Origin of the sequence: Acidovorax sp. (genome assembly GCF_046339755.1) — a bacterium.
Classification (GTDB): domain Bacteria; phylum Pseudomonadota; class Gammaproteobacteria; order Burkholderiales; family Burkholderiaceae_C; genus Acidovorax.
This window is the reverse complement of record NZ_JBKDTZ010000121.1, coordinates 1-2,623: the sequence shown is the minus strand read 5'-3', so window position 1 is coordinate 2,623 and position 2,623 is coordinate 1. Positions and strand designations below refer to the sequence as shown.

The window sequence follows — 2,623 nt, the reverse complement described above, 5'->3', positions numbered from 1 at the left end:
TTCGGCGGCCGGGGCCTCGTCACGCTTGACGAAGGTGCGCTTCTTGCGCACTTCCACCTGGATGGTGCGCGCCTTGCCCGTGGCGTCGGCCTGCTTGATCTCGCTGGTGGACTTCTTGGTCAGCGTGATCTTCTTGCGGTCGGCGGCCACCGTGCCGTGGCTGTTTTGCAGGTACACGAGCAGTTTTTGCTTATCGGACTCGGTCAACGCGTCCGATGGAGCGGCCTTGCCCACGCCGGCAGCCTTGAGCTGGTCGAGCAGGGTTTCAGGTGATTTCTTGAGTTCGCTGGCGAACTCGGCGACAGTGTTACTGGACATATGTGGTTCGTGCCTCCCTGACCCTTACTCTAGCTGCCCCGCGAACCAATGTTCGCGCGCCTTCATGATCAAGGCCTTGGCGTCGTCTGCGGACTGTCCGGTCAGGTCGGTCAGCTCATCAATGGCCAGGTCGGCCAGGTCGTCACGGGTATGCACACCGCCTTCGGCCAACTTGGCAATCAGCTCGGGGGTGAGGCCTTCGAGGTCGCGCAGGTCCTGGGAGACCTCTTCGACGCTTTCCTCGCGGGCGATTTCCATGGTGAGCAGCGCGACCTTGGCACGGGCACGCAGCTCGGTGACGGTGTCTTCGTCGAAGCTTTCGATCTCCAGCATTTCCTGCAGCGGCACATAGGCCACTTCTTCCAGGCTGGCGAAACCTTCGGAGATCAGGATGTCGGCGATTTCCTCGTCCACATCGAGCTTTTCCATGAACAGCTTGCGGGCCGTGTCGGACTCGTTGGCCTGCTTCTGCGCCGATTCGGCGGCGTCCATGATGTTGATCTTCCAGCCGGTCAGGTCGGACGCCAGGCGCACGTTCTGGCCGCCGCGGCCGATGGCGATGGCGAGGTTCTCCTCATCCACCACCACGTCCATGGCGTGCTTTTCCTCATCCACCACGATGGAAGAGACGTTGGCAGGGGCCAGCGCACCCAACACGAACTGGGCCGGGTCTTCGGACCACAGCACGATGTCCACGCGCTCGCCGGCGAGCTCGTTGGTCACCGCGTTCACGCGGGTGCCGCGCACGCCGACGCAGGTGCCGATGGGGTCCACGCGCTTGTCGTGGCTGAGCACGGCGATCTTGGCGCGCGAGCCGGAGTCACGGGCGCAGCTCTTGATCTCCAGCAGGCCCTGCTCGATCTCGGGCACTTCCTGGCGGAACAGCTCGATCATGAACTCAGGGGCCGAACGCGACAGGATGATGGGCGCCCCGCGCAGCGTCAGGTCCACTTCCATGATCATGGCGCGCACGCGGTCGCCGCTGCGCAGGTTCTCCTTGGAGATCATCTCGCTGCGGCGCAGGCGGCCTTCCACGCGGCCGGACTCGACGATGATGTCGCCCTTGTCCATGCGCTTGACGGTGCCGGTGAAGATCTTCTCGCCGCGCGACATGAAGTCGTTGAGCAGCATTTCGCGCTCCGCGTCGCGGATCTTCTGCAGGATGACCTGCTTGGCGGCCATGGCGCCGATGCGGCCGATGGGCACGGACTCGACGCCCTCTTCGATGTACTCGCCGACTTCGATGTCGGGGATGCGGTCCTTGGCATCCATCAGCAGCTCTTCGGCGTCGGGGTTCTGCAGGCCTGCGTCATCAGGCACCACCAGCCAGCGGCGGAAAGTCTCATAGTTGCCGCTGTCGCGATCGACGGACACACGGATATCCACCTCGCCCTGGTACAGCTTCTTGGTGGCCTGGGCCAGGGCGGACTCCACCGCGCCCAGCACCACGTCCAGCTCCACGTTCTTTTCGCGCGAAATGGCCTCAACCAACATCAACAATTCGCGATTCATGCCACGACTCTCCTAGTTCAATCACCCGACAGGCAAAGGCTGCACACGGCGGCCATCTGCCCAATTCATTCAGCAGCCTGCTTGCAGCTCAGGCGGGCTCGGCCCCTGCCTTGTTGCCGCGCCCCTTGAAATCGACAATGGGCGCCAGACGGACATCCCGCAGTTCTTCCAGGGTGAAGCCCAGCGCCTGCAACGGGGCGGGCACGCGCTTCTTGCTGACTCTTTGACCCGGCTTGGCAGGTGGCTCGTCGCTCCAGACGATCTGCCAGCCCCCTGCCTCGGCCCGCTCCAGCGTGCCGCGAAATTTCTTGCGCGTGGCGTTGACCTGCCCTGCGCCTGCTGCGCCGATGGGCGCCTTCAATGTGAGATCGATGACCGAGCCTTCGAAACGCACGAAGTCCTGCTCGTGGCGCAAGGGTCGGTCGATTCCGGGAGAAGACACTTCCAGGCGCTTGTACTCGACGCCGTCGACCTCCAGCGCGAACTGCAGCTGGCGGGTGACCTTTTCGCAATCTTCGACCGTGACGTACTGCTCGACGGCCGGCGCAGGCGCGTCCTCAGCAGGCTGAACCCAGGGCAAGTCGATGGTGATGCGCAGCAGACCACCGGCGGAGCGCTCGATCTCCACCAGGTCATACCCCAGGCCAATCACGGTTTGTTCAACGACTTGCTGCAGTGCCACGTGTTCTATTCAATCCCGGAAAAACAAAAAACCCGATAACCCCCAGAGGCTTCGAGCTCCAAAAGCAAACGGCCAAAAAAAACGGGCGGTTGGTACCCGCCCGTTTGGTCG

Annotated in this window: 3 protein-coding genes; all 3 read right to left on the bottom strand. The window is 63.2% G+C overall.

Going from position 1 to position 2,623, the window contains the following annotated elements; all coding sequences use genetic code 11:
• The coding region (locus ACK59X_RS09375; RefSeq protein WP_409956768.1) for a translation initiation factor IF-2 associated domain-containing protein at nt 1-318 on the bottom strand (318 nt) is incomplete at its 3' end.
• Nucleotides 319-342: 24 nt separating this feature from the next.
• Entirely contained in the window at nt 343-1,830 is a 1,488-nt protein-coding gene (nusA, locus tag ACK59X_RS09370; protein WP_409956766.1) for a transcription termination factor NusA, read from the bottom strand.
• 88 nt (nt 1,831-1,918) lie between these two features.
• Nucleotides 1,919-2,512, bottom strand: coding sequence for a ribosome maturation factor RimP (gene rimP / locus ACK59X_RS09365; RefSeq protein ID WP_409956764.1), 594 nt, complete (start codon nt 2,510-2,512; stop codon nt 1,919-1,921).
• Between the last annotated feature and the right edge of the window lie 111 nt (nt 2,513-2,623).

Bases quoted from the DNA above. Each gene is read 5' to 3' on its own strand.
- nusA (WP_409956766.1), bottom strand. From the start codon at position 1,830: ATGAATCGCGAATTGTTGATGTTGGTTGAGGCCATTTCGCGCGAAAAG.